This is a genomic window from Paenibacillus cineris (genome assembly GCF_018333335.1).
Lineage (GTDB): Bacteria > Bacillota > Bacilli > Paenibacillales > Paenibacillaceae > Paenibacillus_AQ > Paenibacillus_AQ favisporus.
Genome location: NZ_BORU01000003.1, coordinates 307,126 through 329,112, shown reverse-complemented (window position 1 = coordinate 329,112; position 21,987 = coordinate 307,126). Strand labels below are relative to the sequence as shown.

Genomic DNA, 21,987 nt, shown 5'->3' with positions numbered 1-21,987 from the left:
CACTCCCCGTCATACGGGTAAAATCACCGAAAGGGATGATCGAGATGGAGATGGAATACGATTATGATGTGGCGGTAGTTGGCGGGGGCATAGCAGGTCTGACGGCAGCGGTGTATGCGGCGAAGGCGGGAAAGCGGACGATTCTGATCGAGAAGCAGGAGCGCCTCGGCGGGCGAGCCATCACGGTGAAAAAGAAGGGAGCATACTTCAATCTGGGCGGGCACGCCCTGTATCACGGCGATGCGTTTGCGACCTTCCGCGAGCTGGGGCTAAGTTTGCAGGGAGGTCAGCCTTCCACCGATGCACTCGGCATTTGGAACGGGAAGCTAGTGACCATGCCGATGGGGGTCAAATCGCTCTTTACCACGCCGCTGCTGTCCTGGAAAGGGAAGGTGGAGCTGGCCTCCTGGCTGGCGAAGCTTGGCAAACTGGATACGCTCCGGTACGAGCGGGTCAGTCTCCGGGAATGGCTGGAGGGGAATATCAAGGACCCCATGCTGCGGCATTTGTTTTATTCGCTTTTTCGCACGGCAAGCTACGTGGTAGCGCCGGATTTGCAGACGGCGGGTCCAGTACTGCGGCAGCTTCAGAACTCCCTAAAGGGCGTGCTGTATCTTGACCGGGGCTGGGGCGCGATGGTCGACGAGCTAGGCAAGCTGGCTGAGGATGGCGGCGTGAAGCTGCTCTCGAAGAGCAATGCCGTGTCCATTGGGCACGCTGAAGGCTCCGTACGGCATGTGCTCTGCGAAGACGGAACGACAATCAAAGCGAATTCCATCATCGTCGCCGCATCGCCCACGATCGCTCACCAGCTGGTACCCGGAGCTGAAACGACCGCCCTTCATACCTGGAAGGAGCAGGCAGTCGAAATTACGGCTGCGTGCCTGGATGTCGCGCTCCGTCGCCTGCCGAAGCCGAATCAGCAATTCGTGTACGGCATCGACAGGACGGTCTTTCTTTCCAACCAGTCACGTGCTGCTGATCTTAGCGACGATGGATACCAGGTCGTTTCCGTGATGAAATACAAGGGGCTGGAAAGCGATCCTAAACGGGATTTGCAAGACCTCGAACAAACGCTGGATCTCGTGCAGCCAGGCTGGAGGGATGAGCTGGTCGTCCGGCAGTATTTGCCGAAGATTACGGTTTGCCACGATTTTATGCACCTGAACCGTCAGGAGAACCCGGGGCCCGCCGTCCCGGAAATCAAGGGGCTGTATGTGGCAGGAGATTGGGCTTCGCACGGGGAATTACTAACCGACGCCGCGACAGCGAGCGCGAAAAGAGCCGTTCGGCACATCCTCTCCCTGGAGAGCGAGGAAAGGGCGACCCATGAGCATAGAAGAATTGTATGAAGCCTATAGAAAACCGCTGATATCCTATGCCTACCGGATGCTGGGCAGTGTCATGGACGCGGAGGATATCGTGCAGGAGGCCTTTATAAGTTATGGCCGGCTGGAGGAGCCTGATGCGATACGAAATGAGCGATCCTTTTTGTACAAAATCGTCACCAACCGCTGCTTGGATCTGCTCCGTTCCTCGGCGAAGAAACGGGAGCTCTATGTCGGTCCCTGGCTTCCTGAGCCTCTGATGGGTTTGCTGGATGCCGCCGAGGCCGACCCGTCCGAGATCTATATGCGGCGCGAATCCATATCAACGGCATACCTTTTGCTCCTGCAGCAGCTGAGTGCCGTCGAAAGAGCCGTTTTTCTCCTCCGCGAAATTTTTCATTATTCGTTCGACGAGATTGCCGGGATGGTTGGCAAGAGCACCGCGAACTGCCGGCAAATTTTCCACCGGGCCAAAAAGAGCATCCAGGTGGATCCTGAGCAAAGCCTGCCGGTTCACATAGCCGAAGAGAAGCTGAGGGATTTCGTCAGTTCCCTTCTGCAAGGAAATACAAGCCGATTACTGGAACTGGTCAGCGAGGGCGCTGTCATGATCTCCGATGGCGGCGGCAAGGTCAAGGCGGCACGGGTGCCTGTCATTGGATTCGAGCAGGTTACCAAACTGCTGCTTAATCTGCTCAAAATGCATGAGGGTAAATTTGCGTATTCGTTCGTTTCTGTCAACGGCATACCGGGCTTCCGGCTTGCGATGGATAATGGGGATCAGTACGTGTATTCTTTTTCTTTTAAGGATGACAAGATTCAATCGATTTATGCCGTAGGAAATCCAGAGAAAATAAGGCACCTGCCAGCATTCGAGCAGAGGGATGATGAAGTTGGCACGCCGTGACATCCACGGATAACAAACCAAACGATGACTCAACCGCGAGTATCGTTAACCTAGAGGAACAATAGAAGAAAGTGTGAAAAAGACCCTGCCGGCGCGAGCCAGCGGGGTTTTTGGCGTTTATGGATCAACTCGTGCTGGAACGATGAACAAAATGATGAATTATATGGTTTGCAAAATTCTAACGACTTCATCCTCAATCTGGGATTCATCAACCTTGTCCCAATGCTCAGGGCGAATCATTTGATATTTTTTCATACGGTAAAACTCCATCACGGCTTGTTTCAAGGTGAGGTCGTACCACTGGATGCTGAACGTCGGTTCCATAATCCGTCGCAGCGTAGCGTCATCTTGAACCAGAGACAATACTGCATTCATCCGGTTGAAAATTCCCTGATCCATTCCGGCTTCAAAAAAGCTCTCCAGCTTTTTATTCCGATTCTGCTGGGCAATAACAAGACTTTCAAATAACCGCGGATAGAATTCCTTGAGGTCCTCCAGGAACAAATCGGATATATAAATGACGCAGATCAGCGATTGCAGGAACGTTTGCTGAAAACGCTCGATATAAGAAACGGTTTCGTCGTTCACAACGACATCGGCCTGCTGTAAGTAGTTCATCTCATACTCTACAACCTGCTGAATGATGTCATCTTTGGATGAAAAATGCTTATACAGCGTCACTTTGCTGATGTCCATATATTTGGCGATATCGTCTATTTTGAGTTGGCTGAACTTGTTCTTTCGAATGACCGGTTTTATTTTCTCGATATAATGATCGGCGCCTACGGCTTTTCTCACGAAATGAAGCCTCCTTTGTGCTTATACAACATATTATAACGATTTCGCTGGGATCACAAACACTTTTTACTAAAATTAATAAATTAACTTTTTTTATTAATTTTGTTTACTTATTTAATTTTCCGGTCTATAATCGGTCTTGCAAAAATAATTGAGCTACTGAGCCAAGGGAGGAAATAAAAGATGAGTACTGTGGAAAAAGGGAAATACGAGGGCAAGCGGGTCGTCATAACAGGAGGAAGCAGCGGTTTCGGCCTGAAGACAGCGAAGTTGCTGGTGGATGAGGGAGCGCGTGTATTGGTTACCGGCCGCACCCAGTCCACGCTCGATTCGGCTCTGAAACAATTGGGGAACAACGCGGTTGCTATCGTGAGTGACGCCTCATCGTTGAGTGATATTGAAGCCCTGGCAACCCGGGTGAAGGCGGAGTTTGGTACGATCGACGCCTTGTTCGTAAATGCTGGCGTGACGCGCTTCGTTCCTTTTGAGTCCGTTACCGAAGAGGTGTACGACGAAGTTCTCGCCATCAATACCAAGGGGCCGTATTTTACCGTGCAAAAGCTCGTCCCGCTGCTTAACGAGGGGAGCGGCGTGGTTCTCACGACTTCGGTCGCGAACGTGCTTGGAATTCCGATGATCAGCGCATACGCTGCCAGCAAGGCAGCGCTTCGTTCCATGACGCGCAGTCTCGCCCGCGAGCTGCTGCCTCGGAAGATCCGTGTGAATGCGGTCAGCCCCGGTCCGATCGACACAGGCATTCTGGACAGATCGATGCCGGCCGAAGCCGCGGAACAGACCAAGGCACAAATGAGACAGGAGAATCCGATGCTGCGTTTTGGTGAGCCCAGCGAGGTGGCCAAAGCTGTCGCATTCCTTGCGTTCGACGCGACTTACACAACCGGGGCCGAGTTCCCCGTTGACGGCGGCGGCTCGCAAATCTAAGTACGTCTAAACCCGCGGTTGGCTGGCCAACCGATTTTAATAAACGAACCAAGGAAGGGAAAGTGATCAATATGGAAAATACAAAAAATATGCGCGTCTTTGTAACGGGCGCAACGGGGTTTGTCGGCACCGCTGTTGTTCGCGAACTTATTGCTTCAGGACATCAAGTCGTCGGGCTCGCCCGCTCGGAAAAGTCTGCCGAATCGCTGACGGCTGCCGGGGCTGAAGTGCACCGTGGTTCCCTGGATGATCTTAGCAGCCTGCAGGAAGGAGCCGCCGCAGCGGACGGCGTGATTCACCTGGCTTTTAAACACGACTTCGCGGATTTTGCGGCAGCCGCTGAGGCGGACAGCAAGGCAATCGAGGCGATCGGGGAGGCACTTGAGGGTACTGGAAAGCCATTCGTGGCGACCTCGGGAACGCTGATGCTTACGCCGGGGCGGCTCGGGACGGAAGAAGAGGCGTCGACACAGTCTACGCCGCGCCGCTCCGAGGAGGCTGCGCTCGCGCTGGCTGGACGCGGAGTGAGAGCTTCCGTCGTCCGCCTGTCACCGTCCGTGCATGGCCCGGGCGAGCAGGGCTTTGTTCCGACTCTGATCGGCATCGCGCGGGAGAGAGGTTTTGCGGCGTATGTGGATGAGGGGCTTAACCACTGGCCGGCGGTTCACCAGCTTGATGCGGCGCGCCTGTTCAGACTGGCGTTGGAAAAAGGGGCCGCAGGCGCCGTGTACCACGGGGTTGGCGATGAGGGCGTGCCTTTCCGGGAGATCGCTGAGATCATCGGCCGGCACCTGAACCTGCCGGTGCGCAGCATTCCCCGCGAGGAGGCAGACGCTTACTTCGGGTGGCTCGCCTTCGCCGCGTCAACCGACAATCTGGCGTCGAGCGCACTGACCCAGGAACGCTTAGGATGGCAGCCCGTGAACCCTGGTTTGATCGCGGATCTGGAACAGGGGCACTACTTTAACCGTTAAAATTGATGGATTGGGTGAATGAAGAGGTTTTTTAAAGGTTATCTAATGAAATCGCCTGATCGTAACATTTATGAATAAAAAGGTCTTGGCTTGTGACTCGGTACCTCCTACATGGAAGTATCGGGCACAGGTCAAGACTTTTTTGGTAGGGAAACGATTAGTTCCAAACCGTCTATGGAATCTCGAAGGCTATGATATGATAGCGTTAATATGAATAACCTATGGAAAGGAAGATACACCATGGATATTATCCAAGATCTTCAAAAGTTAATTAAACTTACAGGTGAACGTGCAAGGTTAGAGGCTAAAGTAAATGGGACATACATTGTATACAAGACAAATAGCGGTCGGATTATTAAGGAATTTGCAAACGGTGACATTCAGACAGTGAATAGTCCGGGATCTCGTTCCGATGAGTGAACTTTCTCCAATCATACGGGTTTGGTAGACCGAAGTACAGACGCTTTTTCCCCCACACATGTTACAATAAACCCAAATCATCACAGTTATTGGAGGTATCCTCAGTGGTCATTCAACTAGGCAATTTTGAAGTGAATTCCGGGCAATTGGTCGTAGCGGATCCTTGTTACGAATTGGATCGGGATACGATTATTATGGGCGTATTGGAATCCGCCTTAACTGGCACATGGGTAGGAGAAGTGGAGAAGGTCGAGGTTCGCGACTGGGGCGAAGCCAACGCCAAGCTGACGGCTTACCATCATTCCGTGGCGGAACAGGCAGCGTCGCTGGAATGGATCAAGTGCTCTTTTGTGGCGGGGGTGGACAGCGGGCAGGCCGGGATTTTTGATATCGACAAGCACCGGATTCCGGATGCGGATGCCCCTGACGGTAAGCAGGACCAAGATACCGAATGGTATTTCGCCTGCTGCGATCTCACCGAGAGCGGGGAGGAAGCAGGTGTCATGGAAGGCGGCGTCGTATCACGGACAGGCATGGGTGACGGGGCGTATGGAGTGTACAAGGCTGTAAATGCGGACAATCAGGTAGTTGGCGTGAAGATTGTGTTTATTAAGGGCTAGTTTATAGGCGGCTGGTTTTTGTACGAGAAAGATCTCAAAGGTGAGGCGAATTCTGTGCTGAAGAAAACCCTTTTACTCGTTCTAAGTGCGATTTCATTGATTTTTGTCACCCAAGTAAATCAAGTGTCGGCTGCATCTCCTGTATTGCCTCTTCCTTCAAGTGCTCACGTGTATTTAAAGGCAGGCCCGTTTTATATTTTATATACTCATCCTGCTGCGCCTTATATAGACCAAAATAATCGCTTGCTCGTTCCTCTTCGATCACTAGAAGAATTATTTGGAGGGAGCGTTTCATACTTACCCGAGAGCAAAACCGCTCAGGTCGAATGGCTGCAGCATCAATTTAAATTTGTTGTAGGTTCCAATCTTGCAGAGATTGATGGTAAAAGTTACGTCATGGATACGAAGCCAGTGATGAAGAATGGAGCAATTTCATTGCCTATCCGCTTGTTTCTAGACGAAACAAACCTCAATTATCACTGGGATAATAAACTCCAGGTGCTGGTTCTGGATGATGATCGTATTCTTGTGGGCGAGCCGTTTACTGATTTTAAAGGGAATGATTTGAAGAGTACAAATATAGACAACGTATTCCAAATCAAAAGTTATTCGATTGAAAAGTCCAAGTATGATACCTTTGCTCTGAAAATTACAGCTAATAATAAATCAGGGAAGGATATTCCGAAGGGAAAAGCAGATATTCATCCTCTCGTATCTTACGGAAAAATGTATGGCGGTTTTGCTACCGATTCCTACAGCCGCCCAGCATACCCTGCTATTCCAGGAGTGAAAGCTGGGGAGGATGTTACCATACCGCAAAACTTTCCTTTACGGGATGTCGAATACATCATTACGGTTGCTAGAGTTTTTAAATAGATTTACAGGTAGATGACTCTCTCGGGGGTCATCTTTTTTTATCTATAGAAGGAACTCACTTCATTTTCACTTTGAGCGCAACTATTTTCCGTTTTTATTGTTATATATTGTAAATGGTAATTTGTCGCTTTTACTAGAATCCGATAGAAAGTTCAAACGATAACAGAGGTGTTCAATGAAGAAATTTTTGTCCTTGCTGTTCCTGTCTTTGTTTCTGCTGATCCTGCTCCCCAATTCAATCAGTGCCGCATCCAAGCTATCCAAAATTGTATTAGACGGCCAGGAACTGGCCCTGCCGGCTGATGTGAAGGTCTCGATCATTGATCAATCCATGATGATTCCACTTCGGGTGGTGGCGGAAAATTTAAAGTTTCAGGTGAACTGGGATCAACGGTCCCGCAGCGTTACAATCCAGCAAAACGCCAAAGCCATGATGTTAACCGTCGGCAAAAAAGAGGCAAAGGTCGCGGATCAGCTCGTACGGCTGGATACGGCTCCCCGGAATATGAATCAAAGCGTGGTCGTTCCGATCCGATTCGTCACCGAACAAATGGGACTGGCTGTCAATTGGGACAATCGCAATAAAACGGTATACCTGACAAGCCCGCCTCAAAACCCGGATCAAAGCAAAGTTCCGAACTCCGAATCCGAAGCAGACAATACAGAGCCGTTGACGCATGTGAGTCAGATCCATTATTTAAACCAACAGCTCGTCATTCGTATGGATGGCCAAGTGACGCCCAAGATTTCAACGTTAACCAACCCCGCCCGAATCGTTGTTGATTTACCCAATACGACCTTCGGGGCTCTGACTCAGCCGCTGGATTCGGCCATGATGGGGAAATTGGACGTGAGCGGACAGCCGGATGTATCCGAAGTCAGATATTCTCTATTTAGCAGAGACCCCGAGCAAGTCCGGGTCGTGGTGGAGTTAAGCCAGGGTAACCCGGCTTCCTATCATCAGGAGTTTATCGGCGATCAGCTCATTATAGATCTATCTGGGACGGGCAGCGATCCCCAGACTCCAGTGTCTTCAGGCGACGAGAATGAAAGAAAAATCGTAGTCATTGATGCGGGACACGGGGGCAGCGATCCGGGAACGACGAGCATCAGCAACAAACATGAAAAAGACTTTAACCTCGCGCTTGCTCTGAAAGTGCAGGAGCTTCTTCTTAAGGAACCCGAAATTGAAGTCATCATGACCCGTGACAGCGACGTGTACCCTACCCGGACAGAACGCGTGCAGCTGGCCAATTCATTAAATGCGGACGTTTTTGTATCGATCCATGGCAACAGCGTACTGGAATCGCCGCAAGCAACCGGTACAGAGAGCCATTATTATCAGCGGAGCAGCAGCAAACAGCTCGCCGATGCGATCCACAAGCGTTTGGTCCAGGCGATGGGTCTGAAAGACCGCGGCGTTAAAAACACCAGCCTGCAGGTGATTCGTGAGACCCATATGGCTGCGGTTCTATTAGAGGTCGGATTTCTAAGCAATGTCTCGGATGAACAAGCCATGCTGTCGGACACCGTTCAGTATAAGGCAGCACAAGCGATTGTTGATGGCATCAAAGAGTACTTAAGCATTACATAGGGAGAACATCGCAGGGAGAGAGAAACAAAAAAGAACGCTCGAAGAGCGTTCTTTCAGAGAGCATTAATAAAATTTCCAATGATCATGCCGATGCTTTTTCTTTTTCTTACAGATGACTACAGCTTTTTGACCGGGGTGCAGCTTGACGACGATTACTTTTTTTCGATTACAACACATAATGATCACCTCCTATATTAACAATCTATGCTTTTACGAATAGATTTGACTGGACAAACAGGCACAATTTGATAGGTTATGAGATCAATCGATAGAAAAGCCCCCTATATCCTTGGCTGGAACGGGGGGCTTTCGCCTGATCAATAGACTAGTGGTTTTTGCATAAAAATAACAATATCGGAGCGGGTGCTTGTTCCGTGCTTATCATGGTATTCCCAACTGATCTGAAATTCACCGTAACCCCAGTCGATATAACCCAGGTGTTCATACAGCCTTCTTGCCTCGGGATTGTCTTTGCTGCTCACTTCCAAGCCGATATGAGTGCAGCCTCTTTCGCTTGCTAATTTCTCAGCCTCACGAATAATCGCCGTTGCTACACCTTTTTTGCGATAGCCCTCTTTCGTGAGTCCTCCCTCCAGAAAGGCACTGTGAGTCACATCGATATATTGAGTTACACGAGGATCCTCAGGGCCACTCCATCGCAGTAAGAAATGTCCAATCGGTTGATTTGTATGCCATGCGATCAGAAATACGCCCTCACCTTTCCTCTGTACTTCGAATCGCCGATGCTGGGGATACGTCAGAATCCCGGGGCTGAACACTTCCTCGAGCAAATCCAATTGAGAATCCTCGGCTGGTTTGACCACAATATCAAACTCGTGTTGATTCATCACTCATCACTCCTACCGGTTGATATGGATACTAATCATTCTGAATACGGGTGGCCTATTCCTTCGTCGTTATCTTAATTATTATGTAAAAGAATCTAAGCAGACTAATGACTATAGCATGATGTGTGAAAAATAGCAAAAGCCGCGATTCCCGATAAGAATCTTTGCGGCTTTGGAATGAAGCGTTATTTCCGTTTACCATATCTCGGCTTTCTAACTTTGCCCAGTTTGCCCAATTTACCAGGAGTTTTTCTCAAGCTGGCCTTGCCTAATTTAAACTTCCGTGTACTCTTTTTTGGTGCTCTCATATTTTTTGATTTCGCTGCGCCTGCGGCCTCTACCAGGGTAATGGTATAGTTTTGGAAATTGCCGACGTTGACCTCGTCAAACCCTACTTCTCTGCAGCCCGTACCTTGGCATCTTTCAATCCAGCACATATTGAAAGCCGTACTCGGAACATAGGTGGGGAAATCTCCGCTCCACGTATTGCCGAATTGGTCGTAGGCATAGTAATAATACGTTTGATTTACGGAGGATCCCGTTACGAGGAGCATACGTCTTCCAGGGGTAATCCGGTACCAGCCAGCTTTTGAATAAGTGATCGGACTGCAATCCGGATCATAGTACCCCACCGCGACCCATACGGGGTTCGGCGTACTGTTTCTAACATAAAAACTCATAGCATCCACTCCATTCTGATCAAAGAATCGGTACTGCACTATTAATCTATGTGAGTATTTTTGAAAGGGTCATAGACAAATGGAAGATGAAAGAGTCTAAATTGAAGACAGCCGCATGGGACCGATTGTAAAGGCAGACAACCATTTTGATCTGAATCCCGCCTTTACCCAACACGCATGAACGCTTTTCCAATAAGATGTGGTATGCCATTCTTGATTGAGCCTTCCTGGATTATCTCCATTGTCTGCGCTGCATTCGAACCGGCTTCCTTCATCCCGTGACTGCAACGGTAAAAGAGTGGATCGCAGAGGCTGCCGCTGCCTGAATAAAGCGGTTTTTTTGTTGTTTAAAAATACACCTGGAGAGTATTTGAATCTACTAATTTTTCATCTACTTTACAATTAGTGGGATTAATATCATAATTAGTAATCATATCTTTAGTGAGGTGTTATATGAAATCCGTTTATATCACGAGCATGGGGAAGTTCCTTCCCGGCGCCCCGGTGGGCAATGAGGAAATGGAAGATTACCTTGGTAAAATCGGAGGCAGATCCTCCAAGACGAAGCGTATCATTTTGGAAAAGAATCAGATCAAGCAGCGCTATTACGCGATGGACAAGGAGCAGAAAAGCTTGTACACCAACGCGGAGATGGCGGCCCTGGCCATACGCGAGGCGTTGGAGCGCAGCGCCAGTGTCTCTCCGGAGGACGTCGAGTTCTTGGCGACCGGTACGACACGAGCGGACCTGCTGCTGCCGGGTTTTGCGAGTATGGTGCATGCCGAGACGGGACTGCCGGTGATGGAGATTTCTTCGCACTCGGGGTTATGCGCGAGCGGGATGCATGCGCTGAAAAACGCTTTTCTACATATCAAGTCAGGAGAGCACCGGACCGCCATCGCTTGTTCCAGCGAGTTTCTGAGCCGCGAGTTCAAACATACAAAATTCGAGGCGCAGAGCATTTACAGCAACGGCCGGGTACCGTTTGACACGGATTTTCTGCGGTTCATGCTGTCAGACGGAGCGGGGGCAGCCCTATTGCAAAATGAACCCTCTGCACAGGGGCTCTCCCTGCGCATCGAGTGGATCGACAACAAGTCGTATGCCAATGAGTACGAGACCTGCATGTATTCCGGCATGAGCAAGGAGGATGGCGGACGTTCGTGGCTGGACTACGCCTCGATTCATGAAGCGGCCGATCACGGCGCGCTGAATTTGAAGCAGGACGTCCGGCTGGTGAATGAAATTACGAAGGTCGGGACGCGGCGGTTTTTGGAGCTGGTGGAAGAAGGGCGGATTGACCCGGACGCGGTCGATTGGATGGTGGTCCATTATTCGTCGCATGTGTTCAGGGAAGAGATCTTCCAGCTGCTGGAGCAGGGCGGCGTGACGATCCCTGAGGAAAAATGGTTTACAAATCTGTACACCAAAGGAAATACGGCGGCGGCTTCGATTTACATCATGCTGGAGGAGCTGCTGTATTCCGGACGCCTCTCCGCGGGGCAGCAGATCGTGTGCGTCGTTCCGGAAAGCGGCCGCTTTCAGGCATCGACGATGCTGTTGACGGTGGTTGGGGCTTGACAGCCTTCTTGTAACAATGTATTCAATGCAATTTCCATAACTCGCATAAAAGGACCCTCAGCGGAGGGTCCTTTTTGCATCGTTGATTAAGGAGAATTTAGTAATGAAGATGGCTCCAGGCTTTCATTCATCGTCCCCTAATGTTCGCTACCTTCATCCACAATTTCTTGACTGTTAGTACCTTCTCCAGTGGCGTTACCGGCTTCGTTGGAACCCGAGATGTCATTCCCCGTGTTGCTGGCAACGCTATCCCCACTGACCTCAGCGTCGCCATTGACCACGGCATCCAGTGTTTCCTCATCCAGCGTCACGTCATCCACATACACGGTCATCGTTCCTTCACCGCTTGGCGAGGCGATCTGCAGCCCGATGGCCTTGATCAGCGTTTTATCGATGGCGGCGCCGCTGATGTCTTTACCATTCAGATTCAGCTTGATCCACTGGTATTCGCCTGTCAGCTCGACTTCGTCAGTGGAAGCCCATGCCCAGTTCGACCCGGTCTTGATAAACAGCTTCGCTTTGGCTGTACCGCCGGCCACTCGGGAGCGGACCATCAGGGTGCTGCCTTGGCTGAGGTCCTGGTCGCTCATGTAGGCGAGCTCAAAGTGCTTGTCGGCTGCGCCCGCAGACGGAAAGTCCGCGCTGAGCACCTTGCTGCCGCCATCCTCCGGATTGGCGAGGTTGCCGGCTCCGAGCGTGTCGTCGTTCAGCGACCAGCCGGTGATGGAGCTGTTGAAGTCGAACAGCACGCCGGGTGCGGTGCCGCCGCCTGCGCTGCCACTGGGCACGGTGCCAGCGTTCGGATCGAGCAGGGCATGGATGTCGTCAAAATACATCGACGACGTCAGCCGGTTGCCGTCCGGCACCGCGTTCGTATAGATGGAGAACGCCTGGACGTTCTTCAGGTTCGTCTTCGTCAACGTGCCGGTCGCCCCGTTGGCGGGCTTGAACTCGCTGAACGGAGCGGTGATGAGCGCCGGCTCGGTCGTCTTGGTGTCCGGGTAGTACTCGTACGTCTTGCCGTCCGCGTTGATCTGCATCACCAGCTTCTGGCCTTGGCCGTCCGGCTGGTACCAGAATTGCAGGGCGTTGAAGCCGGACCAATCGGCGCCGTTCATCGCCTTGGTGATGCCGGCGTAGCCGCTGCCTGCCAGCGTGTACGTGTACTTCAGCCCGTAGCTGCCGCCGTGCTTGTGCGTGCCGTCCAGCGCAGCACCGGCCGGGTCGCCGCCGGCGTGCACGAACTTGCTTGCCAGCGCGTCGCTGCTGCCCAGGTAGCTCTCGAAGTCGTCGACGACGGACGGGTCGCCCGCCGATTCGGCATAGGCGCTGTAGAGCCTAATGTTATCGACGTAGACCGGGAGCGTATCTCCATCCGATTGCAGCGCGCTGCCCACGATGGACAAGGCGATGTCGTCGGCAGCCGCCAGCGCATCCGCGTTCGTAAAATCGATCGTCGGGCTGAATTTAACGTACTCCACGCCATCGATCGTTTCTTTGGGCAGGGACGCAAATGACGAATACGTTGTGTCCATGCCGTACTTATTAGTCCAGTCCGGTGGGAGCTGCCCTACGGCGCGCAGGCTGGCCTGCTCGCTGGATGCCCCGGCTGCAGCGGGGACCCACACGTCCATTTTGACCCGTTGGATACCCGCGAGCGAGCCGGCGCTGGCTTTAGCCTTGGCGTTCTTCAACTCCAGCTTCAGCTCCTGCCATGAATCGGTTCCGTTCAAATGCGGAGCGCTGATCTTCAGGGATCCGCCGTTAAAATCGCTGTACACCGCGCTTCCGTCATTCGTTTCTTCCGAAGAACTGGTATATTCGCCGTTGTATTGGATGCCTTCCGTGTCAGCGGCGGTATCGAAAGTGTAGGCACCGGCCAGCACCTCGCCGATCTTCACGAACACCGTGTTTGTCTGTTCATGCAGCACGGCCCCGCTGCTGCCATACACTTTGACGGTGATGTCCGCGGTTTTGCCGTTCTGCTCCGCTGCCGGCGTCCACTGCGCCTCGTAGTACCCGCTGTCCGGGTTGAGGGTCATCGGATACTCGGTATCCGAACCCTGCACGCTGTAGACGACACGATCCGGCGTTTCGTTCAGGACGCGGACGCGAATCGTCGTTGAAGCCTCCTTAATGGTGCTTTGGTCCGTCGGAGAGGCGATATGCATGGAGCCCTGTTCGGAGGCAGTGTTGACCTTTTTATCATAGGCGCCAATGACCCCGTCGCTGAACAGCGTGTACGCATCCTGGTAGAACTTTTTAAAATCCGGCAGCATTTCATGCTCCTGATTTGGATCGCCGGTCGGGTAAGGGACGTAAATGGAGTCCGGCCCAAAGTTGGCCCAGGTCAGCATGAACGCCATCTTTTTCGCGTCCGGATCGGATGTGAGCGTGTTTGCCAGCTTCGTGTAGAAGCCGGGCGTCGTATTGCCAGTGACCTTCATTTTCTGGTAGCCGAACTCGGTAAAGGCAGCGACTTTGCCGCGGCTGTCCGCGATGTTGGACACGGTTTTGGCTTCCGTCTTGACGCCGTTAAACCAGGAGTCGCCCTCGCCGTTGTAGTAGCTGTCGAACCCGAGAATGTCGACGTAGTCGTCGCCCGGGTAGGTTTTTAAGTAGGTATCCGCAGAGTCGCCAAAACCGCCGCCCGGCGAGTAGGCGTACAGGAAGTTGTGGACGCCTTTCTTGTCGCGGAGATACTCAACTGTATAACGGTAGATCTCCTTGTATTCGTCAGTCGTTGTAAAAGCAGCCCCCCACCAGAACCAGCTTCCGCTCTGCTCATGGAACGGTCGGAAGATGACCGGAATCGGCTTGCCGTCATCGGTTTTGAGGTGCAGGGCGAAGTCGGCGATCTGATCGAGAAAAGCGTTATACGCCGCGTTCTTGTCCCCGCCAGGCAGGATGTGGGACACGACGTTGCCCTTGGTGTCGTAAAAATCCCCGCCGGTGACGAAGTTCGGCATATGAGAGCTGAGTGTCAGCACGCCGCCGTCGGCGTATGCTTTCTTCATGACGGCGACGAGGTTGTCGCGGCTCTGTTCGGCATTGCCGGCGACACCTGGCTTTTCTTTGCCTTCCAAGCTCAGCGTATCCCACCCGAACAGCCCCGGATAGGCACCGACGCTGTTGAAGGTGTCTGATTGGGTTCCGTCCTTCGCCGTGATGGACATACCTTCGGTCGTGGCATGCTGCTGGCCGAACAGGATGTTCTTGCCGCGGAGCTGGTTTAAATAGACGAACAGCGATTTGGTGCGGTCCGTTGCCGCTGCATCCGTCAGGTTGACGGTCGTGACGTTTTCCACCGGACTGCCGCCGTTGCCACCGCCGCTGCTGTTTCCGTTCCCCCCGGAATTGGAACCTCCGCCTGTACTGCCCGAAGGGCTGCCGCCTGTGCCTGTGGTGCCTGTGCTTCCGGAAGGCGCAGGGCTTGCATTGGCTGCTCCACCTGAGATGCTGGTCGTTCCAGGCGGAAGCGCCTTGCCGTTCAGCGTGACGCCGCTGCCTTGGATCACCGCCTGCTTGATGCTGCCCGTGCCCGTGATTGCGGTGCCTGCGGCCGACGGGTTCACGGTCAGGGAAGCGATGGAGGCGCTGACGCCGAGGGCCAGCTGCACCTGCTGATTGAACTCGGCGCTGTCGATGATCGAGCTGTCACCCGCGTCCAGTTGGGACGGGCTGTTTGCCGTCAGCTGCCCGATATGGGTCGTGCCAGCCAGCTGCATATGCACCTGGCCGTCGCGGCGGTTGACGAGAACGCTGCCGAGGTCGGAGTCTTTGACGATGACCGTATGGGCGCCGCCGCCTTCGATGAAAGTGGTGCCCTGAACCGTGACATGATCCAGGGTGACTTCGCCGTCGCCAATTCCTGGCGCCAGATATAAATTGCCCTGAATGACGGCGTCCTTCAGGACGACACCCCCGTGGTTCACCACGGCGCTGCTTTGAATCTTCCCGGCGGTATAAGTACCGGCAGCCGGATAGTACGCGCTGACCAGCTTATCGATCAGGGTAACGATTTCCGCGCGGGTAATCGGTTCCTCGGGACGGAAGGTCCCGTTCGGGTAGCCTTGGAAGTAACCGGAGAGGGTCCGGACCGCTTTGCGGGCGTACACCCCGATGTTCTCTTGGTCTAGATAGCTAAGGGAGGAGGCTGTTTCGTTTCCGCTGAATTCAAACGCCCGTGCCAGCAGCACCGCAGCGTCCTGACGGGTTAGCGGTTCACCCGGTTTGGCCGCGTTGCCGGGATATCCAGTATAGTAGCCGGCCTCCCTGGCTATGGAGAAAGCGCTTGCAAACCAGGTGTCGGCAGGGACATCCGCATAAGCTTCCTTCGACTGGGTTGTAAAGCCGAACAAATGATTTAAGAGAGATACGAATTCTGCACGCGTGATTTCTGCATTGGGGCGGAAGGTGTGATCCGGATAGCCCTGGATCAGCCCGCTGCTCAGCCATTTTTGCACGCTGGCCTGTGCCCAGTGCCCTGTAAGGTCATTGGCGGTCATGCCGCTGGTGTCCGTTTGGACAGCTGCCGATCCGTAGGCAGGAGACAATAGTGAAGCGATCAATACCGCCGATAGGGTAGTGCCCAGCCATTTGGATGACTTTTTCATGAAAACTCCCCTTGATTGATAGAAGATAAAGGGCTAACAAAGCGGTTTTTTAAGCTAACAGGATATCATATTTAGAAATTATGTAACCGCTTTATTTATCCCTTTTCGAGTCAATATACTATCATAACGGGGTGTGTCTGGCAAGAATTTAGTTATATTAATTTGCTAATAAAATAATAACAAATAATAAATCGTTATCTTTTTGCCTGGATCATCGTTCAAAGGAAAAAGCCCCCACATTCCAAAAGAATGAGGAGGCCGAGGGATTATGCGCTTTTCAATGGAGGGGAGGGAGCGAGAATCAGCGTTTTGAGGTTCTCTTCCTGATATTTGTCCAAGCCTACAAAGACCGCAGTATAGCAGATTCCGTCCTGCTTCCATAAATAATAGGTTTGGTTTTTTATTTTTGTCTTGTCCGCACCGTAAAATGGCCCAAAATAAACGTGGGCGTTGTCGTTATATGCCATGATTTCCACGCCATCGATCTCCAGCTTGCGCAGGAGCGGCAGCTTCGCCGGATCGACCAGATATTGTTTACTCTCGTACAGCCATAGTTGGTCGTTCAGATCATATGTGGTTGAATCATAGGGTGGGCTATAAATATTCCACAGTGTGTCTGCAGAGGGTCTAAGATCGAAACCGGTGTTCTGATCTTTCGGACGCAGCAAAGTCGAGTCAATTAGCTTAAGCTGAGTGTCCGGCATATTCATGGGAAATTTCGGCTGAAAGCCGAGAATCTTCTGAGCCTCGGTCAAATCCGTTTCATCGTAAAGAGGGAAGGAATTTCCCTCCCCGTCGTAGCGAATGTGTTGGACTTGCTGCGGGAGAACGAACGATTGGACGATTTTCGCCAAATCCTCTTGTGTGAGTGTTCCGCGGTGCAGCAGAAGTTTTTCTTTTGAAGTCTCTTTCCCTCTATAGTAGTTGATTGCATAAGTGACCCCGCCATCCTGCCAGACGAAGCTTGTGGCTCCATTCGGCTTGCGCTCGGTGCCCTGCGTTTTTGTGTACTGTACGCCAGTAACATATCCGAGTGACACTTGTTCTTCCTGGAAAGAAGGAGCCTCGGCTGTTCCCGAGGAAGATGTACGGGGAGCGCCCCACAATAAACCCTGCTCGAGCATATTACCTGGCCCCTTGGAGGCCACTATTTCAATATTTTGTTCGTTGTTGTTTCCGAATTGGGATACAAAGCTGATAGTTACGACATCTAAGAGATCCCTCCGACCGGGAGTGGAGAAGAGCATATTCTGATCTACATTTCTGAGCTGATAACCATCGGGCAAGTAATCCGGGACTTTGTATTCGAATTTGGAAAAATCGGTTGCCCGGTCAAGGCTGTGAAACCATTTGAACCAGTCCATCGGTCTTTCGATCTTAAATGAGGCGCTTTGGGCCTGGGGAGCGGTCTGAGTATTTTGATCCGATGAGTTGTGTTCCCCGATTTTGTTACCTTGTGTCAGCCATACGGCGCCTGCAGCTATGATCAGGACAACAATCACCGCAACGGAGACCATAGAGCGGCCCTTATTGTATTTGGGGATCATGCAATATCCTCCTTTCCTTGTTGTTAACATCAAAAAGTGCAGATAACCTACAGCTTGGGCATTCCACATTGGTATAACGTAATCGAATGAATGGATGTTACGAATTTCTTTTTAATGCAAGGGGAAAGGGGTTAGGATTCAAGACGCCCAAGGACTCCTAGTGCTTGCCAGCAGAAATAAAGTAAGGGCAACCCAATTGGGCGCCCTTCATCTGTTTAAGAATCATATTCTCACCGGTTTTTATATGAGTCAGGCTTGACGAAAACGGCTGCCGGAGGCAATGCCCTTAGGAGAGATTCGCTCGATCTCCGCCAAATCGTCGGCCGTTAGCTTTACATTCAGCGCGCCAAGGTTTTCCTGCACACGGTCAAGCCGTTTCGTTCCCGGAATCGGAACGATCTGCTCGCCTTGGGCCAGGAGCCATGCCAGGCTTAGTTGGGCGGGGGTGCAGCCTTTTTGCGCGGCTAACTTCTCGACCAAGGAGGCAACCTCGACGTTCTTGACGAAATTCTCGCCTTGAAACCTTGGAAAACGATGCCGGTAATCGTCCGCCGGCAAGTCCTCAGGCTTCTTGATCTGACCGGTTAGAAAGCCGCGGCCAAGCGGGCTGTAAGGGACGAGGCCGATACCCAGCTTCTTAAGAACAGGGAGGACTTCATCCTCTACTTCCCGGCTCCAAAGCGAATATTCAGTTTCGACTGCGGTGATAGGGTGGACGGTATGGGCTCGCCGGATGATGTCCGCGGGTGCCTCCGATAACCCGATGTAGCGGATCTTTCCTTGCTGAACGAGATCGGCCAGCGTTCCGACCGTTTCCTCGATAGGGGTGTTGGGGTCGGGCCGGTGCTGGTAGTAGAGGTCGATGTAATCGAGACCCAGGCTGTAGAGGCTGGCATCGACGGATTTTTTTATATAGGCGGGGTCGCCTTTCGGGCCTTGTCCGTGTGTGATCCCGAATTTGGTAGCGATAATCGCCTCGCCGCGTCGGCTTTTCAGGGCGCGTCCAACAAGCTTCTCGTTCTCACCGAACCGGCGGAATTCCGGGTCGCCGTAAAAATCGGCCGTATCGAACATCGTTACGCCCAGATCCAACGCTCCCTGGATCGTGCGAACGGATTCCTCGTTATTCGGCATCGTCATCGTGCCCAGACTGATGGCCGACACTTCAAGTTCTTTACCTAGTTTTCTTTTCTGTACCATAGAGATTCCCTCGTTTCCTGCGTTAGTATCGCTCGAACATGAACCAATTCTAAGCGATCCAACTTGAGGCAACCACACAGCGTTTTTACTAGTAAAAATATTACCCGTCAGTCTTTCTTATCCACTGCAGCCGGCATATAGACGCAGATGTGCAGATCCGGGCTGTCGGACAGATTCGCGAGCGGCCGGATGTCATAAGCAACAGGATCATCAGAGGCCGAGGGCTGCAAAATAACCCGGTCTAATTTCTTGAGTCGAATCTCATACGGCTTCCACAAGCGGTTAAATTCCTCGCTACTTTGGATCAGATGCTCTACCGTTGATTCAAACCAAGGATCGTCCCGGTGTTTATCATAATGGGTTCTGAATACCGCAACCCCATAACTCGCGAATTCATCGATATTCACGATCCGTCGGCGCAATTGTTCATTTTCGAAAGCCAACCGAATTAATGAACGCTCCTCGGCTGGAATGGAAGCAAAATCGGTTAACATTCTGCTGGCCGCCTCGTTCCAAGCGAGAACTTCAGTTCTCTTATTGGTGATATATGAGGGGTAGGCTACTTGATCGATGATCTTCTGCAGCTGTGGATCCACGGCAGCGGGAGGCGCCGAACTCGCAGCATTGGGATCGGGCTCATATGGATTCCACAGCTGAAGCAAATGGCCTCTCTCGTCCGGAGACAGTTGAAGAGCATTGGCAATGCTCTCGATGACTTCCCTGGAGGCGGATAGCTCTCTTCCTTGCTCCAGCCACGTATAATAAGTGGCGCTTACGCCTGCCAGGATGGCTACCTCCTCCCGTCGAAGGCCGGGTGTTTTGCGCTGACCGCTGGAGAAGTTTAATCCCGCATCCTCTGGCGAGAGACGTTCTCTGCGCGATTTGAAGAACGCTCCCATCGTTTTGGCCCTACTGTTATGTACCGTCATTAATGTCGATCACCACCTGTTGGTTTGGGTTTCGTTCAAGGTATCAGCATGATCATTGAGGCTGATTTACGATACAAGTATACCATAGAGACCTGTGACGATAGGAAGGGTATAGACTGAATCAAGTAGCCGTCACTCAGGTGTAAGTTTTGTTTTGAAAGGAGCTTAACATGAACATCGATTTTTTAAAACAACTTCAAAGAATCCTAAAATTAAAGGATTTGGAAGCATGGGATGTTGCCATGAACGGTAAAGATTGCCGGATTATCATTGTGGATGAGGGGCGGCCAAGCCGTGATGAGGATTTTCCATGGCTTAAGGATGGAATAGGGGAGGACAAAAGAGAAAATCATATCACGGCGCATGTATTTTCATCTAAAAGTTTGGAGAAAAGTGAAGAACGCATGTTGTACCACATCGCCGAACATCTGACGGATCATGTGGCACTAGCACATTGCCATGTCACGGTACTCTTTCAGCAGGAGGACGATTATGATCATGCTTTAAGCCGTTTGCTGCAAGCCAAGGGATATCCGGAGGATCACACCATGCCTCTTAGCAAGTTTTTTCGTTTTTCTCAGGACTCGTAAGAAATGAAGAAGAGGGCGCGGCCGCTTTTAACTTAAACAGCATGTCATGGTAGAAGGATATTCTTTCAGATTGACGAATTCCTTACTAACTCAAGTCTTGGTTAGGAAAATTATAGATTTAAAGGTGAGACGCGCAGGTCGGCGATCCGAATCAGGAGCATGAAATGCACCTTTGATTCTTCAGCGACCCTTATCAGGAAAAACGCCTTCGGTACAATTTCAAACAAAATTTGTTGGGTGAGTCTTGATTTAAACGCCATAAATACAATCGATAGGAGATGGTATCTATTGAACCTTCGAATAAAGGTATTATTCAAATTGTACAAGGTTCGAAAAAGATATCTCTTGGATTTTGTCGCCTTACCGTTCATTATAACTTTTGCAACGTTCACATCAAATCCTCAATCGCCACTTTCAAAGTATATAATCACCTATATAACTTTACTTTTTTTATCCTTATTAATCTATGTGATAATTCATCGGGATACCAAGTAATGGACAAAACTCCAGGTAACAAACTGTTACTTGGAGTTTTAGCTCTGCATTCTCTAAAGCCCGCTTCAAAGCTCTGCTCTAACTTGCCCAACCAGAACACGCTCGATTTCCCCGCAACTGCCCGGCACCAGGTACGAATAATAAGGAGTATTGAACTTATTACGTACCAGCCAGTCTTTTTCAACAGCTTATTGATAATAATCCGCTTCACGTTCCGTCTCGTCCGTCAAACAAAACATGTTCCAGCCCTACTTTCGAGAAGCTTCGTCCGTTTTGAACCCAACTCACATTCATTTCCGACAACAGTTGACCACAGTCGGGCCTTTTTTGACAGTGAACGGCTTGCCGGCCGTTAGCGAGGTTTTGCAGAGAGGCCGGTGCCGTGTTAGTTAGGAAGAGATTGATATGTCATTCCGTTCGTGCGCTAGAACAAAAGTATATACCGAGATGCTAAAACGCTACTGACAGACCGTTGTCAGCAGCGTTTTTATATAGTCATAGGAGATGATTTATTAGGAGGCACCCATATTGGATAAGAAAAACGAAGATCAAATCATGCCGGTTACCGCAGATGAGCAAAACAGCCGCTATTGGATTGGCGTTGTATCTGCCTCTCACGTGAAGCGGGGGGTCCAAGGCGGATTTGCCCAGCTCTGTCATGGAAAAGCAACGCCTCTGCGCCGGATGAGTCCCGGCGATTGGCTCATATACTACTCTCCACGAACCGACATGTCGAAAGGGGAACCACTTCAAGCGTTTACCGCCATTGGGCAGGTGACCGGTGACAGGGTCTACGAGTATCCGATGTCCGAATCCTTTGTGCCTTTTCGCCGGGATATCCGTTACCTTCCATGCCGTGAAGTGAAGATTGCCCCTCTATTGGACCGGCTTACCTTTACCCGCGGGAAGCGCAGCTGGGGATATGCTTTCCGCTATGGGCAATTTGAGATCGGATATGAGGATTTTCAGACGATTGCCAGCATTATGTTAGGTGAAGTAACGTGGGACAATGCCAGCCGAAGCGTGCTTATTGATCTTTAGC

18 protein-coding genes are annotated in these 21,987 nt (G+C 51.4%); 11 read left to right on the top strand and 7 right to left on the bottom strand.

Translation table 11 applies throughout. The annotated features are described in order from the left end of the window. Positions 1–44 precede the first annotated feature (44 nt). The gene (locus tag KI379_RS25650; protein ID WP_244879437.1) at positions 45–1,352 is read left to right on the top strand and encodes a phytoene desaturase family protein; all 1,308 of its coding nucleotides are present in this window, start codon (positions 45–47) and stop codon (positions 1,350–1,352) included. Continuing rightward, positions 1,330–2,235 carry an RNA polymerase sigma factor SigJ gene (gene sigJ / locus KI379_RS25645; RefSeq protein ID WP_212985344.1) on the top strand — a complete coding sequence of 302 codons (906 nt, stop codon included), beginning with the start codon at positions 1,330–1,332 and terminating at the stop codon, positions 2,233–2,235. The genes KI379_RS25650 and sigJ overlap by 23 nt, the downstream gene beginning before the upstream one ends. A 159-nt stretch (positions 2,236–2,394) precedes the next feature. Here the strand turns inward: sigJ and KI379_RS25640 are convergent, their stop codons facing one another. After that, positions 2,395–3,033, bottom strand: coding sequence for a TetR/AcrR family transcriptional regulator (locus tag KI379_RS25640; protein WP_212985343.1), 639 nt, complete (start codon positions 3,031–3,033; stop codon positions 2,395–2,397). A 183-nt stretch (positions 3,034–3,216) separates the two neighbouring features. On the opposite strand from KI379_RS25640, the gene KI379_RS25635 reads away from it, so the two are divergent. The 6 genes from KI379_RS25635 to KI379_RS25610 all read left to right on the top strand — a co-directional run bounded on the left by KI379_RS25635 (position 3,217) and on the right by KI379_RS25610 (position 8,459). After that, positions 3,217–3,975, top strand: a complete 759-nt coding sequence (locus tag KI379_RS25635) for a glucose 1-dehydrogenase (RefSeq protein ID WP_089548814.1) — start codon at positions 3,217–3,219, stop codon at positions 3,973–3,975. A gap of 89 nt (positions 3,976–4,064) precedes the next feature. Continuing rightward, positions 4,065–4,949, top strand: a complete 885-nt coding sequence (locus KI379_RS25630) for an SDR family oxidoreductase (protein WP_212985525.1) — start codon at positions 4,065–4,067, stop codon at positions 4,947–4,949. 240 nt (positions 4,950–5,189) lie between these two features. Next, a complete protein-coding gene (locus KI379_RS25625) occupies positions 5,190–5,369 on the top strand; it encodes a hypothetical protein (RefSeq protein WP_163880965.1) in 180 nt (59 codons plus the stop codon). Positions 5,370–5,473: 104 nt separating this feature from the next. Next, positions 5,474–5,989, top strand: coding sequence for a DUF4241 domain-containing protein (locus KI379_RS25620; protein WP_163880967.1), 516 nt, complete (start codon positions 5,474–5,476; stop codon positions 5,987–5,989). Positions 5,990–6,007: 18 nt separating this feature from the next. Next, complete coding sequence (locus tag KI379_RS25615; protein ID WP_212985342.1) at positions 6,008–6,865, top strand: copper amine oxidase N-terminal domain-containing protein; 858 nt, start codon at positions 6,008–6,010, stop codon at positions 6,863–6,865. Positions 6,866–7,040: 175 nt separating this feature from the next. Then, positions 7,041–8,459 (top strand): N-acetylmuramoyl-L-alanine amidase family protein, encoded by a 1,419-nt coding sequence (locus KI379_RS25610; protein WP_212985341.1) that lies wholly within the window; start codon positions 7,041–7,043, stop codon positions 8,457–8,459. A gap of 317 nt (positions 8,460–8,776) precedes the next feature. Here KI379_RS25610 and KI379_RS25605 read toward each other — a convergent pair whose 3' ends face one another. Further along, positions 8,777–9,307 (bottom strand): GNAT family N-acetyltransferase, encoded by a 531-nt coding sequence (locus KI379_RS25605; protein ID WP_212985340.1) that lies wholly within the window; start codon positions 9,305–9,307, stop codon positions 8,777–8,779. 185 nt (positions 9,308–9,492) lie between these two features. After that, positions 9,493–9,987 carry a DUF1036 domain-containing protein gene (locus tag KI379_RS25600; RefSeq protein ID WP_089548808.1) on the bottom strand — a complete coding sequence of 165 codons (495 nt, stop codon included), beginning with the start codon at positions 9,985–9,987 and terminating at the stop codon, positions 9,493–9,495. 453 nt (positions 9,988–10,440) lie between these two features. Here KI379_RS25600 and KI379_RS25595 point away from each other — a divergent pair, with 453 nt between their 5' ends. Then, on the top strand, positions 10,441–11,568 hold the full coding sequence (locus KI379_RS25595; protein ID WP_212985339.1) for a beta-ketoacyl-ACP synthase III: 1,128 nt from the start codon (positions 10,441–10,443) through the stop codon (positions 11,566–11,568). A 137-nt stretch (positions 11,569–11,705) separates the two neighbouring features. Here the strand turns inward: KI379_RS25595 and KI379_RS25590 are convergent, their stop codons facing one another. The 4 genes from KI379_RS25590 to KI379_RS25575 all read right to left on the bottom strand — a co-directional run bounded on the left by KI379_RS25590 (position 11,706) and on the right by KI379_RS25575 (position 19,860). Beyond that, on the bottom strand, positions 11,706–16,184 hold the full coding sequence (locus KI379_RS25590) for a glycosyl hydrolase (RefSeq protein WP_212985338.1): 4,479 nt from the start codon (positions 16,182–16,184) through the stop codon (positions 11,706–11,708). 266 nt (positions 16,185–16,450) lie between these two features. Beyond that, complete coding sequence (locus tag KI379_RS25585) at positions 16,451–17,731, bottom strand: peptidase M56 (RefSeq protein ID WP_212985337.1); 1,281 nt, start codon at positions 17,729–17,731, stop codon at positions 16,451–16,453. 249 nt (positions 17,732–17,980) lie between these two features. Beyond that, on the bottom strand, positions 17,981–18,931 hold the full coding sequence (locus tag KI379_RS25580; RefSeq protein WP_212985336.1) for an aldo/keto reductase: 951 nt from the start codon (positions 18,929–18,931) through the stop codon (positions 17,981–17,983). 107 nt (positions 18,932–19,038) lie between these two features. Further along, positions 19,039–19,860, bottom strand: coding sequence for a helix-turn-helix transcriptional regulator (locus KI379_RS25575; RefSeq protein WP_212985335.1), 822 nt, complete (start codon positions 19,858–19,860; stop codon positions 19,039–19,041). A gap of 170 nt (positions 19,861–20,030) precedes the next feature. On the opposite strand from KI379_RS25575, the gene KI379_RS25570 reads away from it, so the two are divergent. Both KI379_RS25570 and KI379_RS25565 read left to right on the top strand, forming a co-directional pair. Further along, positions 20,031–20,450: a hypothetical protein gene (locus KI379_RS25570; protein WP_212985334.1), complete on the top strand. Its 420-nt coding sequence runs from the start codon at positions 20,031–20,033 to the stop codon at positions 20,448–20,450. 1,050 nt (positions 20,451–21,500) lie between these two features. Continuing rightward, positions 21,501–21,986: an EVE domain-containing protein gene (locus tag KI379_RS25565; protein WP_212985524.1), complete on the top strand. Its 486-nt coding sequence runs from the start codon at positions 21,501–21,503 to the stop codon at positions 21,984–21,986. Position 21,987 lies beyond the last annotated feature (1 nt).